The organism is Marinomonas shanghaiensis, from assembly GCF_003259175.1.
In the GTDB taxonomy this organism is placed as follows: Bacteria; Pseudomonadota; Gammaproteobacteria; order Pseudomonadales; family Marinomonadaceae; genus Marinomonas; species Marinomonas shanghaiensis.
Window position 1 is genome coordinate 21969 of record NZ_QGOK01000021.1, and the last position, 12665, is coordinate 34633.

Below are 12665 nucleotides of genomic sequence, written 5' to 3' on the forward strand. Positions count from 1 at the left end.
TTAATGTGTCTATGGAGCGTTTTTTTGAAAAGGGGGTTAGTTCCAAATAAATGGGCCTTCACCATGATGGTTAATACGCCACCACAGATCTGGGTCCTGATTGCCTTCTTCTTCCCATCCTTGGAAATTGCAACGTACTTCACAGTCTAGTGCTTCGAACACTTGTTTTGCGCAGGCTATGTCATTTTCCCATGGCGTCTTGTCTGAGTCGAACCAAATAGAGGTGAAGCGCTTTCCTGCTGCCTGCTCAAGGATGGTTGCTTCTAGCTCATTACCTTGCCAAAGAAGAGTGAGTTTTGCACAGAGTGGTCCATGTGCTGTTTTTTTGACCAGAGTGAACGATGTTTCTAGCCAAGCAATGATGTTTTCTGTTGGGCAAGACAATACATATACTTCAATGTCTGTTTGCATTACCTTAATCCTTTTTTTTGATCATGTGATAAATTCTAAGGACACTCATGGATAAGTAGCCGACGAATGTCCATAGTACGCCGCATCCTGCCAGTATTAATCCAAATAGTGCAATGATTTCTTGCGAAAAGGATTCTGCGAGAACACGATCTGCCACCATAAGCATCAAAATACCGAAAACGAAAACCAAGCCGCCTTGGATCATTTTGATAAGCGCCGATCTTGGGTTATTCCCTAATCTCATGGCGAGTTTATGTATGGTGTTTTTCATTGATGTATAAATCTAAGCGTTACTGGCAAATAGGTTGGTTAAAATGCGAGCGTAGATTTCAGAAAGGCGATTAAGGCTTTCTGCTTCAACGCATTCGTTAATCTGATGAATAGTGGCGTTAATAGGGCCAAGTTCCACAACTTGCGTTCCCATTTTGGCAATGAATCGACCATCAGATGTGCCGCCGGAAGTTGATAGTTCTGGTGTCACGTTGACCGTTGCCTGTACGGCTTCCACAATCGCATCGACCAGTTCACCCGGACGTGTTAAAAATGGCAAGCCATTATATGTCCACTCAATATCATAGCGTAAGTTGTGTTTATCTAAAATTTCAATGACCCGGAGTTTAAGGGCATCAAAGTCTAGTTCAGAGGAGAATCGAAAGTTAAACTGAGCGTTTAGTTTACCTGGGACGACGTTGGTTGCGCCTGTACCTGCATGGATGTTGGATACTTGAAAGCTAGTGGGTGGGAAGAAATCATTTCCATTATCCCAATGAGCGCTTGCCATTTCAGCCAGTGCTGGTGCCGCTAAGTGAATGGGGTTTTCGGCGAGATGTGGGTAAGCGACATGTCCTTGTTTACCATAAACGGTTAAGTCGCCACTAAATGAGCCGCGGCGTCCATTTTTAATAATATCACCAAGTGTTTTGGTGCTTGAAGGTTCGCCAACGATACACCAATCGATTTTTTCTTGACGTTCTATCAATGCATCAACAACGCGAGTTGTACCGTCTACGAAAGGACCTTCCTCGTCGCTGGTGATTAAAAAGGAAATTTGTCCATTGTGATCGGGATGCTTATCAATAAAATCTTCAACCGCGGTCACCATAGCGGCAAGACTGCCTTTCATATCGGCAGCACCACGACCGAATAACATACCATCGACAATTTTTGGTGAGAACGGTGGCACTTTCCATTCTGTTTCAGGCCCGGTAGGGACTACGTCTGTGTGCCCTGCAAAACAAAGATTGGGACCAGATGTGCCGCGTTTGGCATAGAAGTTTTTCACATCGCCAAAGGGCATGTATTCGATTTCAAAATCTAATTTTTTCAATCGTTCTATCATGAGGTCTTGGCAGCCAGCATCTTCAGGAGTAACAGATGGGCGAGAAATAAGATCCATGGCAAGTTTTAGTGTGGGTGACAAGTCAGACATTCTTTACCTTTGCGTTGGTTTTCGCTACCTTAGATAAAGATTCTGTTACTATAGCAGTAGATTCTTATAAAGGTGGCGTTATGAAATTGGGTGTCGTTGTTTTTTTGGGTTTACTTGGTTCTGGTTGTAGCCTTTTCCAGCAGCCTGTTGTTCAAGAGTCGTACTTTGTTCCTGTCATTCGCTCGGATGTGTCTACTTCGGGATATGTGCCGAGTGTTACCCCTGTTGTACCACCTAAGTCTAACAAAGAAAGGCCTCGACTTTACACGCCTATTTTACGCTAAAAAAATATTAGCGTACTCTTCTGCGCTAAAGCCTAAATAAATAGAACCTTTAGCAACTACTAAAGGTCGCTTAATAATAGATGGTTGGGCAATCATAATGTAAATGGCATTGTCGTCATTCATGGTGTTTTTTGTTTCTTCATCTAATTTGCGCCAAGTGGTACCGCGTTTATTAATGATGTTTTCCCAGCCCATGGTTTCTATCCATACTTTTGCCGTTGCTTCGTCTAGAGCTGATTTTTTATAGTCGTGAAAAGAGTATTCGATATTATTGTCATCTAGCCAACGAAAAGCTTTTTTCATCGTATCGCAGTTTTTGATACCAAATATTTGAATCATAGTCTTATCCGCAAAGCACCATATTGAATTAAGCATTTCAACATGGTGCTTGGTTATTGATTAATCGGGACGTCGAGTCCTAGTCTAGTTGTGAGCGTGCAGCATTTCGTTTAATGCTATGGCGTTTTTATTGGTTTTACATTCAATGGCGCCTGTTGCGGAATTGCGACGGAACAATAGGTCTGATTGTCCAGACAGCTCACGCGCTTTTACGGTAGAAACAACTTGGTTGTTTTCATCCAGAACGGCTACTTTGGAGCCGGCTGTGATGTAAAGTCCCGACTCAACGATGCAACGATCACCAAGGCCAATACCGATGCCAGCATTGGCTCCGATTAGGGATTGCTCACCAACGGCAATGACGATGTTTCCGCCACCAGACAGTGTTCCCATAGTGGAGCATCCACCACCGAGGTCTGAACCGTTGCCAACCACAACGCCAGCAGAAATTCGACCTTCAACCATGCTATTGCCAAGTGTGCCAGCATTGAAGTTGACAAAACCTTCGTGCATGACGGTGGTGCCTTCTGCTAAGTGGGCGCCCAAGCGAACACGAGCCGCATCACCGACTCGTATGCCTGTAGGAACGACAAAGTTAAGCATTTTAGGGAATTTATCGACGCTGAATACTTCGATTGTTCGTCCTTCCATCCGAGCACTCAATTGACGATCAGCGAGTTCGCGAACATCAATCGGCCCTTCGCTTGTCCAGGCGGTATTGATCAGTAAGCCAAACATGCCATCCAAGACGGTGTTATGTGGCTTAACTAAACGATGAGAGATTAGTTGAAGCTTTAGGTAGACCTCAGCCGGATTGGTTGGGGCTTCGTCTGTTGCCAATACGCAAAGAATAACGGGCTTTGTTGACGCTTTTAAACGAGAAGCGAGTTCTGCTTGCTCTATGTTGCCCGCTTTTAATAGGCTCATATGTAGGCGATTTAGATCGCTTTCATCTAGCTCTAGTGTGCTATTGCCGCCTTCATAATTGGTGCTTTCTAGGAGTGCATCTACTGTGCTTTTTTCTGTGTTGAGGCTTGGAGAGGCATAAAAAACTTCTAGCCAATTGCCTTCTTTGTTTTGTGTGCCGATGCCAAGACCGAACGCGAAAATGGTATTGCTCATATTATTTCTCCAACTAAGAGCTAAGGGGATTATCTGCGACTAAGGAAGTCTCTGATTCTTTTTGCTGCCTCAACGCATTCAGATTCTTCTGCGACCAGTGCCATGCGAACATGATGGCTGCCTGGGTTAATGCCTTCTACTGCTCGTCCTAAATAGCTGCCAGGCAGAACCAAAACCGATTCTTCTTGATACAGGGCTGTGCAAAAATCTTCATCTGTCATCGTGAGCTTAGGCCAGAGATAGAAGCCCGCTTCTGGTTTCGATATCGGCATGACAGGCGATAATATGTCTAACACGGCATCAAATTTTCTCGTATAAATTTCACGATTTTTAATGACATGATCTTCATCATCCCAAGCGGCAATAGAAGCATCTTGGTGATGGATCGGCATGGCACAGCCTTGATAGGTGCGGTATAGCAAGAAGGGTTTCATGATCGAGGCATCGCCAGCGACAAACCCTGAGCGTAGTCCAGGCATGTTCGAGCGTTTTGACAGTGACTGGAATATCAGGCAGTGCTGGTAATCTTTGTTGCCTAATATTTGGCACGCTTCTAATAATCCCAAAGGAGCTTGATCGCCAAAGTAGATTTCAGAGTAGCATTCGTCTGCCACGATCGTAAAGTTGAAGGTTTTGGCTTTTTCAATGAGAAAGGCGTATTCCTCTAGCGTTGTGATGCTGCCACTGGGGTTGTTGGGAGAGCACACAAATAAGACTTCACAGCGCTGCCAAACATCGTCACTTACCTTGTGATAGTTAACTTTGTAATCAGTTTCCGCGCTACAGGGAAGAAGGTGCATCTCAGCTCCCGCAAGAATGCCAGCACCTTCGTAGATTTGATAAAAAGGGTTCGGACTGACAACTAACGCGTTTTGTTTTTCTCCTACCAAGGTTTGAGTAATGGCAAACAGCGCTTCTCGTGTTCCGGTTACGGGTAAAATTTGCGTATCAGGATTGAGGTTTTCCAGTGTAAAGCGTCGTTTTGCCCATTTGCTGATTGACTCTCTTAATGGAAGCTCGCCTTTTGTACTTGGGTACTTGCTGATGCCACTTAGGCTTTTAGCAAGGGTGTCAAGAACAACGGCGGGGGCGTCGTGTTGCGGCTCTCCTATGGTGAGCTTGATAACGGGTTTTGTCGGGTTAGGTGTTATCCCTTCAATAAGCTCAGCAAGCTTTTGGAAAGGATAGGGGTGCAAAGAATGTATAAGAGGGTTCATTGTCTTTAGTCCATCGCTTGAGAAAAACGGTCAATTTTCTCTTTTAAAAGGGTGCAAATCTTATTCATGCTCTCTTCGTCAGTAATAAGATCGCCATTTTCTTCAGTAATGTAAAAGGTATCTTCCACCCTTTCGCCCAGCGTAGCGATTTTGGCTTTATGTAGCATGATATTGTTGTTCATAAAGAACTGCCCAATGAGCGCCAGCAATCCAGGCCTGTCGGGGGCGGTTATTTCAAGTGCTGACCACACTTCTTCCGGTTGGCTGACGAAATGAGCAGTGGCTGGGGAGTTAAATATCTTTAAGATTCGTGGTGTGTGACGCTGCACAACGCTTTCATAAAGAGAGGGGGTTTCAAGTTGTTCCATTAAGGTTTTGCGTATTAGCGTAATGCGCTCTTTGTCGAGGTGCAAATTGGTATCACTGTCATTGCTGTCCATGACCACAAAGCTGTCTAAGCTATAGTTATCTGTTGTATGGCTTATTTTAGCATCCAGTATGGTAAGGCCAAGCTGTTCAAAAGTGGCTGCAGTGACGGCAAACAGATGTTTGCTTATCAGGGTGTAAATAAAGATCTTGCTGGCGCCAGAAAAATTACGACCGCCAAGTGGTGTAATGGCGATCAGTGGTTTATCGCTTGGGCGATGACGCAGTATGGCTTCCGTGTTCCACGCAATTTCGTCGCCATTTGAGCGAATGAAATACTCTTCTTCAATGGTTTCCCAAATGGCTTCGGCTTCCATGATATCAACATTACGCTCGATCATGATTTCTAAGGCGCGTTGTTTATGTTCATCGCTTATCATGTCTGCATCAATAGGGAAGTCCAGCCCACGACGAAGAGCGCGTTTTGTTTCCAGATAAAGTTGACGCATTAACGAGGCTCGCCAGCTGTTCCACATGGTTGGATTTGTCGCGTTTATGTCGGCAACGGTTAGGATGAACAAATAATCGAGATGTTCTTGGTCTTTTACGTAGCTGGCAAATTCCCAGATCACTTCAGGGTCTGAAATGTCTTTGCGTTGTGCTGTGACAGACATAAAGAGATGGTTTCTGACTAGCCAAACGACGAGCTCAGTGTCGCGTTTTGATAGTCCGTGGCGTTCGCAAAAAGCTTGGGCATCCACGCAGCCTAGTTCGGAATGGTCACCACCTCGGCCTTTTGCAATGTCATGGTATAGGCCCGCAATGTAGAGCAGTTCGACTTTTGCAACGTGGCGAATAGCCTGAGCAGAAATGGGGAATTTTTGTTTGAATTCGGGTAGCCACAGGCGGCGCAAATTTTCAACCAGTTGCAGTGTGTGAGCATCAACCGTATAAATATGAAAAAGGTCGTGCTGCATTTGACCTATTATCGCGCCAAATTCAGGCAAATAACGTCCAAGCAATCCTAGATGTTTCATGGACCTTAAAATGCTGGTAAGCCGGTATCGACTCGAAATAATGTCTAGAAACAGGTCGGTATTTTTTTTGTTGTTTCGAAACTCATCGTCCACTAAGTCGAGATTGTCTCGCAGTTGTCTCATTGTGTTGGCGCGAATGCCCTTAATTTCCTCATGGGAGCCCAGTAGAACATAGATTTCCAGCATGCTCGAAGGGTTATCTTGAAACAAGGTGGTGGAGCGCGCTTCTAATTGTCCGTTAACCGTTTGGAAGTGGTCGTTGATTACTTCAATGCTGTTTATGGCGTCTTTGGTTAGAAAAGACTCTTCAAAATGTTGTAGCAGCAAATCATTAAGCTGTTGAATGGCGGCGACGCTTTGGTAATAGCCTTGCATAAAGCGTTCAACGTTGCGTTTTAAATCGTCATCGTCGAACCCAAATAACTTGGCTAACGTTCTCTGGTGGTCAAAGAGTAAGCGGTCTTCTTTGCGCCCTGCGACCATATGTAAGGCCCAGCGAATCCGCCATAAATGACTGACAGCGCCTTTTAATTGGATATATTCGTCTTCCGATAAAAAATGCTTTTCAATCAAAGCGCTCAGTCGATGTGTGTGTAAATGGCGTTTTGCTACCCAGTCAATGACCTGCATGTCTCTGAGTCCACCAGGGCATTCTTTTAAATTGGGTTCTAGATTGTAGGCTGTGTTTTGATACTTAGCGTGACGTTGCTTTTGTTCTGCGAGTTTGGCTTGATAAAATGAGTGGCCATCCCACATTTGTGAGATATCAATGTGTAACTTAAGTGTTGCCAATAAATCGACTGGGCCTGTTAGTGTACGTGACTCAATTAAATTGGTAATAATGGTGATGTCTTTTGCGGCCATTTCAGTGCATTCGTCAATGGTACGAACACTGTGACCAACATCTAAATTGATATCCCACAAAAAAGTGATAAAGGCCTCTATTTTATCTTTTGGGGCAAGTGTTTCGTTGCCGAGTAAAATAAGTAAATCTATATCAGATTTTGGGTGTAGTTCACTCCGGCCATAGCCTCCTACAGCAACAAGACTGACGTTGTTTTCAATATCTAGTCCTTTTGCTGTCCATGCGGCTAACAGGATTTCATCGTAAAAGGAGGATAGCCCTTTCACGAGTTTTTCTATTGGATGCAGAGAGTGAAAAAAATCGTTATAAAGGTGAGTCTTTTCTTCAATAATGGCTCTGTAGCGTGATATCGAGCAGCCAGGTTTGGCCAGCTCTTGTTTTTCTTCTTGCGTGAGAAGTGGCGGAGCGTCTGGAAAAGCAGGGAAGTCCATACAAAAGCCTCGAAGAATAAGTGATTAGGTTAGTGCTATTGGATTTATTTGGGTGCTACATAACGATAAACCAAAAAAGATACGGCGCTTCAATTAAGAGAAGCGCGTTTCTTCTGGGCGACGAGTGAGCACTTCGACACCATTTGCGGTAACGAGTAAGGTGTGCTCGTATTGTGCAGACAATCGGCCGTCTTTGGTTTTGGCAATCCAGTTATCTGGGCCTGTGTGTTTGACTTGTTTTTTTCCGGCGTTAATCATTGGCTCGATAGTAAGGGTCATGCCTTCTTCTAGCATCACACCCGTACCAGGCTTGCCATAATGGGCGACCTGTGGTTCACCGTGAAAAGTTGTGCCAACACCATGTCCGCAATATTCTTCCACAACGGAATAGTGATGCTTGTGCGCATGAGCGGAAATGGCGGCACCTATGTCACCTAAGCGCGTGCCAGGCTTAACCATGTCTATGGCAAGGTAAAGGCACTCTTGAGTGACTTGTGCTAAACGTTCTGCGTGAGGCAGGGCTGGACCGGCAAAAAACATTTTGCTGGTATCGCCATAATAACCATCTTTGATGATGGTAATATCAACGTTGACGACATCGCCCTTTTTTAATGGCTTATCGTTTGGAATGCCATGACAAATGACATCGTTTACCGACGTACAGCATGATTTTGGGAAACCATGGTAGTTTAAGGGGGCTGGAATGGCACCTTGAACTTCAACGATGTAGTTGTGGGCAATAATATCAATTTGTTCTGTCGTCACACCAGGTACAATAAACTCTTCAAGCATGACTAGAACATCTGCTGCTAATTTGCCTGCGGTTCGCATGCCTTCAATGTCGCTGATGTCGGTGAAGCGTGTTGCGGCAGGTCGAGGCGTCCAGCTTGGCACATCAATGCGGCCATTTTGGGTTAGTGCCTCAACTTTCTGTAGTATTTCATTGCTCATAATGTGGGTGTCTTAGATAAGTTTATGTCTATATTGAGAGTAAGTTGCGAGATATTCTACATGACTTGGGCGTTAGAATCGCCTCTCTAAGCGAAAAAAACGCGCTTCAAATGAAGTGTAAAAACACGTTCAAGTCTTTTGGTTTGATGTTAAATGTGGTATAAAACGCCCGCTTGTTAGGATTGTACCTAAAATAAGCATTTTTTTAAAATCAACGATCTTGCCGCAGTCAAATAAAAGTGTCTTGGGTGTCTTAGGTTGCTTTAAACCTTGTTCGATTGACGCTTTTAGCTGGTAAGCACATATAACCCAAATTTAAAGGATAGTAAAATGCCTACAGTTTCTATGCGCGACCTATTATTGGTTGGTTCACACTTCGGTCACCAAACTCGTTACTGGAACCCAAAAATGAAGCCTTTCATTTTCGGTGCTCGTAACAAGATCCATATCATTAACCTTGAGCACACAGTTCCAGCGCTTAACAATGCTCTTGAGCTTGTTAAAAAAATGGCTGAGAACAAAAACAAGGTTTTGTTTGTTGGTACTAAGCGTGCTGCATCTAAAACGATCAAAGAGCAAGCTGCTCGCTCTGGTATGCCATACGTTAACCACCGCTGGTTAGGTGGTATGTTGACTAACTACAAAACCATTCGTGCATCTATCAAGCGCCTTCGTGAGCTTGAAACACAAATGTCTGATGGTACATTCGATAAGCTGACTAAAAAAGAAGCTTTGATGCGTACTCGTGAGCTTGAAAAATTAGAGCTTTCTATGGGTGGTATCAAAGATATGGGCGGTCTTCCAGATGTATTGTTCGTAGTTGACGTTGATCATGAACGTATCGCTATTAAAGAAGCAAATAAATTAGGTATTCCTGTTATCGGTATCGTTGATACAAACAGTAATCCAGATGGTGTTGATTACATTATCCCTGCTAACGATGACGCTATTCGTGCTGTTCAGTTGTACGTTGGTGCTTTTGCTGATGCGGTTCTAGAAGGTCGTAATGCGACAGCTGGTACTGCTGATGAATTCGTTGAAGTAAGCGAAGCGACTGAAGCGTAAGCAAACTATTTAGTTTGTTCTGGTTTCTAAAGGGAGGTTTCTTACCTCCTTTTTTAAATTTGAATTGTTATAAAGAGGATTTAACATGGCCGCAGTATCTGCAGCATTGGTAAAAGAGCTACGTGAACGTACTGGCCTTGGCATGATGGAGTGCAAAAAAGCACTTGTCGCTGCTGACGCTGACATTGAAGTGGCGATTGAAGAGCTACGTAAATCAAGTGGTATGAAGGCTGCTAAAAAAGCAGGCCGAATTGCAGCGGAAGGTACCATCGTTATGCGTGTAGCAGACGATGCTTCTTACGGAATCTTGGTTGAAGTTAACTCTGAAACTGACTTTGCTTCTCGCGATGAAGGTTTTATCGCGTTTGCAAACAAAGTCGCTGACGTTGTTTTTACAACGAAAGAAACTGATATGGAAGTGTTGCTTGCTGGTGATATTGGTCAAGCGCGTGAAGCATTGGTTCAGAAAATCGGCGAAAACATCTCTCCACGTCGCGCTGTGATTGTTGAGGGTGGTTTGGTTGGTGGTTACCTTCACGGTAACGGTCAGATCGCTGTGTTGACTCAATTGGAAGGTGGTTCTGAGGAACTGGCTAAAGATGTTTCTATGCACATCGCCGCTGTTTCTCCTCGCGTTGTTCGCGGTGAAGATATGCCAGCTGAAGTTCTTGCAAAAGAAGAAGAAATTGTTCGTGCGCAGCCAGACATGGCTGGTAAGCCAGCAGAGATCGTTGATAAAATGATCGTTGGTCGTATGAAGAAATTCTTGGCTGAAAATAGCTTGACTGAGCAACCTTTCGTTAAGAATCCAGACGTTAAAGTTGGTCAGTTAGTGAAAGATGCTGGCGCAACAGTGACTTCTTTTATTCGCCTAGAAGTGGGTGAAGGTATTGAAGTGGCTGAAGTTGACTTTGCCGCAGAAGTAGCAGCACAACTTAGAGGTTAATTCTAAGTTGTAGTGTCTTGCAAAAAAAAGGGGCAGCTTGACTGCCCCTTTTTATGAGAGATAGGTTCGATGAGTGTCGGTGATAGGATTGACCTCAGTGAGTGAAGAAAGAAAACCATTGCCGGAGGTTGATATGTCAAAAGAAAAGAGTCCAAAATACAAACGAATTTTGCTTAAGCTAAGCGGCGAAGCCTTAATGGGTGATGAGTCCTTCGGTATTGATCCTAAGGTGTTGAATCGCATAGCGCTTGAAATAGGTCAATTACGCGGTATTGGTGTTGAGGTTGGTATCGTAATTGGTGGTGGTAACTTGTTTCGTGGTCAAGCGTTGAGTCAGGCGGGTATGGACCGTGTGACGGGCGATCATATGGGGATGTTAGCGACGGTAATGAACGCATTAGCAATGCGAGACGCCTTGGAGCGTGCCAATATCGCTACTCGTGTTATGTCGGCAATTACTATGACAGGTATCGTTGAGCCTTATGATAGACGCCGTGCCATGCGTCTAATGAAAGAAGGCGATGTGCTTATTTTCTCTGCTGGAACAGGTAACCCTTTCTTTACGACGGACTCTGCTGCTTGTTTGCGCGGTATTGAGATTGATGCTGATGTCGTACTGAAGGCAACAAAAGTGGATGGCGTCTATTCTGCGGATCCAATGAAAGACCCTACCGCGGTGAAATATGATACATTAGGCTACGATGAAGTGCTTGAAAAACAGTTGGGCGTCATGGACTTAACCGCCATTTGTTTGACTCGTGATCACGCTATGCCGATACGTGTGTTTAATATGAATAAGCCGGGAGCCTTGGTTAATATCATGGTTGGTGGCAATGAAGGTACACTGATTAAGTGAGGAAATTATGATCAACGAAATTCTTAAAGATGCAGAAGACCGAATGAATAAGGCGGTTTCTTCTGTTGAATCTGCGTTTAAAAAAATCCGTACAGGTCGTGCGCACCCAAGTATATTAGATCCAGTTAAAGTGAACTACTACGGTACAGAAACGCCTCTTAACCAAGTTGCTAACATCACGGTAGAAGATGCGCGTACATTGGGTATTTCTCCTTGGGAAAGTAACCTTGTACCCGAGATTGAAAAGGCGATTTTCAAATCCGATTTGGGGCTTAATCCTTCCACTAGCGGTGGTCTTATTCGTATCCCTATGCCTGCTTTAACGGAAGAGACACGTAAAAACTACTTCAAGCAAGCGAAGAATGAAGCGGAAAATGGTCGTATTGCGATTCGCAATATTCGCCGTGACGCTAATGGTAGCCTGAAAGATTTAGTGAAAGAGAAAGAAATTTCTGAAGATGAAGAGCGTCGTGCTCAAGATCAAGTTCAAAAAATAACCGATAAGTATGTGGCTCTGGTTGAAGAGCGCCTTGCTGCAAAAGAAAAAGACTTGATGGAAATATAATAAAGAAGGCGGGCTTCGGCTCGCTTTTTTTATCGACTAGGGTGACGCTATGTCTGAATTAGATGGCGCTGATGTTGATTCAGTTGTCGGGCCTGCGCATGTTGCTATTATTATGGATGGCAATAATCGTTGGGCAAAGAAAAAACACCTTCCGAGTATTGCTGGTCATACAGCGGGTGCTTCAGCGGTCAGGCGTGTGGTTGAGGCTGCCGCTAAAGATGGCGTTAAGGTATTAACTCTATTTGCTTTTTCCAGTGAAAATTGGAAGCGACCAAAACTAGAAGTAGATGGTCTGATGGCGCTTTTTATGCGCTCTTTGAAGAAAGAATTGAAGCGATTAAATAAGCATAAAATAAGACTTAGAGTGATTGGTGATCTTTCTGGTTTTAGCCAAGGGTTGCAGAAGCAAATTGAGAGCGTTGAAAAGGCAACCGCTAGTCATGAGCAGATGACATTGGTCATTGCTGCGAACTATGGTGGCCGTTGGGATATTACTCAAGCGGCAAAGTCGATTGCCGAGCGAGTTGCGTTGGGTGAGCTTGTTTTAGAGGATGTTGATGAGACGGTATTAGGTGAACACATGCAGTTGGCAGATTTGCCACCACCTGATCTGTTGATTCGTACCTCTGGAGAAGAGCGTATTAGTAATTTTCTACTTTGGCAAACCGCGTACTCTGAGTTTGTCTTTCTTCCGGTGTTATGGCCGGACTTTGAACAGCAGCATTTTGATGAAGCGATTCAAATTTATCAAAATCGTCAACGTCGTTATGGTGGTCGATAA

General features: G+C 44.2%; 14 protein-coding genes. 6 read left to right on the top strand and 8 right to left on the bottom strand.

Translation table 11 applies throughout. The features are described 5' to 3' along the window. Positions 1-36: 36 nt before the first annotated feature. The 3 genes from DKT73_RS16060 to dapE are packed head-to-tail and all read right to left on the bottom strand — an operon-like array spanning position 37 to position 1840. Positions 37-411, bottom strand: a complete 375-nt coding sequence (locus tag DKT73_RS16060) for a hypothetical protein (RefSeq protein WP_111639569.1) — start codon at positions 409-411, stop codon at positions 37-39. A gap of 4 nt (positions 412-415) precedes the next feature. After that, positions 416-682: a hypothetical protein gene (locus DKT73_RS16065; RefSeq protein WP_111639570.1), complete on the bottom strand. Its 267-nt coding sequence runs from the start codon at positions 680-682 to the stop codon at positions 416-418. Positions 683-694: 12 nt separating this feature from the next. Next, positions 695-1840: a succinyl-diaminopimelate desuccinylase gene (gene dapE / locus DKT73_RS16070; protein WP_111639571.1), complete on the bottom strand. Its 1146-nt coding sequence runs from the start codon at positions 1838-1840 to the stop codon at positions 695-697. Between the two features lie 80 nt (positions 1841-1920). On the opposite strand from dapE, the gene DKT73_RS16075 reads away from it, so the two are divergent. Next, positions 1921-2124: a hypothetical protein gene (locus DKT73_RS16075; protein WP_111639572.1), complete on the top strand. Its 204-nt coding sequence runs from the start codon at positions 1921-1923 to the stop codon at positions 2122-2124. Here the strand turns inward: DKT73_RS16075 and DKT73_RS16080 are convergent. The 5 genes from DKT73_RS16080 to map form a co-directional block, all read right to left on the bottom strand. Further along, a complete protein-coding gene (locus DKT73_RS16080) occupies positions 2116-2463 on the bottom strand; it encodes an ArsC family reductase (RefSeq protein WP_111639573.1) in 348 nt (115 codons plus the stop codon). The two genes, DKT73_RS16075 and DKT73_RS16080, sit on opposite strands and share 9 nt — an antisense overlap. Positions 2464-2547: 84 nt before the next feature. Further along, on the bottom strand, positions 2548-3585 hold the full coding sequence (gene dapD, locus DKT73_RS16085; protein WP_111639574.1) for a 2,3,4,5-tetrahydropyridine-2,6-dicarboxylate N-succinyltransferase: 1038 nt from the start codon (positions 3583-3585) through the stop codon (positions 2548-2550). Between the two features lie 29 nt (positions 3586-3614). Then, positions 3615-4802: a succinyldiaminopimelate transaminase gene (gene dapC, locus DKT73_RS16090; protein ID WP_111639575.1), complete on the bottom strand. Its 1188-nt coding sequence runs from the start codon at positions 4800-4802 to the stop codon at positions 3615-3617. 5 nt (positions 4803-4807) lie between these two features. After that, complete coding sequence (glnD, locus tag DKT73_RS16095) at positions 4808-7501, bottom strand: [protein-PII] uridylyltransferase (protein ID WP_111639576.1); 2694 nt, start codon at positions 7499-7501, stop codon at positions 4808-4810. A gap of 93 nt (positions 7502-7594) precedes the next feature. Further along, the gene (map, locus tag DKT73_RS16100; protein WP_198666646.1) at positions 7595-8452 is read right to left on the bottom strand and encodes a type I methionyl aminopeptidase; all 858 of its coding nucleotides are present in this window, start codon (positions 8450-8452) and stop codon (positions 7595-7597) included. A 330-nt stretch (positions 8453-8782) separates the two neighbouring features. Here map and rpsB point away from each other — a divergent pair, with 330 nt between their 5' ends. From rpsB to uppS, 5 genes are all read left to right on the top strand, one after another. Further along, entirely contained in the window at positions 8783-9517 is a 735-nt protein-coding gene (rpsB, locus tag DKT73_RS16105; RefSeq protein ID WP_012068986.1) for a 30S ribosomal protein S2, read from the top strand. A gap of 85 nt (positions 9518-9602) precedes the next feature. Then, the gene (gene tsf, locus DKT73_RS16110; protein ID WP_111639577.1) at positions 9603-10463 is read left to right on the top strand and encodes a translation elongation factor Ts; all 861 of its coding nucleotides are present in this window, start codon (positions 9603-9605) and stop codon (positions 10461-10463) included. Positions 10464-10596: 133 nt separating this feature from the next. Further along, positions 10597-11319, top strand: coding sequence for a UMP kinase (gene pyrH, locus DKT73_RS16115; RefSeq protein WP_111639628.1), 723 nt, complete (start codon positions 10597-10599; stop codon positions 11317-11319). Positions 11320-11326: 7 nt separating this feature from the next. Next, complete coding sequence (frr, locus tag DKT73_RS16120) at positions 11327-11884, top strand: ribosome recycling factor (protein ID WP_111608020.1); 558 nt, start codon at positions 11327-11329, stop codon at positions 11882-11884. 49 nt (positions 11885-11933) lie between these two features. After that, positions 11934-12665 (top strand): polyprenyl diphosphate synthase, encoded by a 732-nt coding sequence (uppS, locus tag DKT73_RS16125; protein WP_111639578.1) that lies wholly within the window; start codon positions 11934-11936, stop codon positions 12663-12665.

Bases quoted from the DNA above. Each gene is read 5' to 3' on its own strand.
- DKT73_RS16060 (WP_111639569.1), bottom strand. From the start codon at position 411: ATGCAAACAGACATTGAAGTATATGTATTGTCTTGCCCAACAGAAAAC.
- DKT73_RS16065 (WP_111639570.1), bottom strand. From the start codon at position 682: ATGAAAAACACCATACATAAACTCGCCATGAGATTAGGGAATAACCCA.
- dapE (WP_111639571.1), bottom strand. From the start codon at position 1,840: ATGTCTGACTTGTCACCCACACTAAAACTTGCCATGGATCTTATTTCT.
- DKT73_RS16075 (WP_111639572.1), top strand. From the start codon at position 1,921: ATGAAATTGGGTGTCGTTGTTTTTTTGGGTTTACTTGGTTCTGGTTGT.
- DKT73_RS16080 (WP_111639573.1), bottom strand. From the start codon at position 2,463: ATGATTCAAATATTTGGTATCAAAAACTGCGATACGATGAAAAAAGCT.
- dapD (WP_111639574.1), bottom strand. From the start codon at position 3,585: ATGAGCAATACCATTTTCGCGTTCGGTCTTGGCATCGGCACACAAAAC.
- dapC (WP_111639575.1), bottom strand. From the start codon at position 4,802: ATGAACCCTCTTATACATTCTTTGCACCCCTATCCTTTCCAAAAGCTT.
- glnD (WP_111639576.1), bottom strand. From the start codon at position 7,501: ATGGACTTCCCTGCTTTTCCAGACGCTCCGCCACTTCTCACGCAAGAA.
- map (WP_198666646.1), bottom strand. From the start codon at position 8,452: ATGAGCAATGAAATACTACAGAAAGTTGAGGCACTAACCCAAAATGGC.
- rpsB (WP_012068986.1), top strand. From the start codon at position 8,783: ATGCCTACAGTTTCTATGCGCGACCTATTATTGGTTGGTTCACACTTC.
- tsf (WP_111639577.1), top strand. From the start codon at position 9,603: ATGGCCGCAGTATCTGCAGCATTGGTAAAAGAGCTACGTGAACGTACT.
- pyrH (WP_111639628.1), top strand. From the start codon at position 10,597: ATGTCAAAAGAAAAGAGTCCAAAATACAAACGAATTTTGCTTAAGCTA.
- frr (WP_111608020.1), top strand. From the start codon at position 11,327: ATGATCAACGAAATTCTTAAAGATGCAGAAGACCGAATGAATAAGGCG.
- uppS (WP_111639578.1), top strand. From the start codon at position 11,934: ATGTCTGAATTAGATGGCGCTGATGTTGATTCAGTTGTCGGGCCTGCG.